This is a genomic window from Methylobacterium sp. AC433 (assembly GCF_979253015.1).
This window is the reverse complement of sequence record NZ_CEEDBN010000119.1, coordinates 1-235: the sequence shown is the minus strand read 5'-3', so window position 1 is coordinate 235 and position 235 is coordinate 1. Positions and strand designations below refer to the sequence as shown.

Below are 235 nucleotides of genomic sequence, written 5' to 3'. Positions count from 1 at the left end.
CTTCCAGGGCGTACTTCCCCGTTCCCACGATGGTGCCGGCCTCGGCGCGGCCGGTCTGCGAGGACACGATCGGGGTCTGCCCCGACTCGCTGCCCTGCATCTTCAGGCGGGAGCGCTTGGTCGAGGGCTGGCCCGAGCCGTCGAGACCGAAGATGAGCTCGCTGCGCAGGTCATGGCCCAGGCGCTCCTGGCCCTGCGCCATCGCCACGTCGTCGACCTGGACGGAGGCGAGGAG

At 71.1% G+C, this 235-nt stretch carries 1 pseudogene; it reads right to left on the bottom strand.

Annotated elements, in window-relative coordinates:
- Positions 1–235: pseudogene (locus tag AC0IWM_RS23955) on the bottom strand (hypothetical protein); the annotation flags it as partial.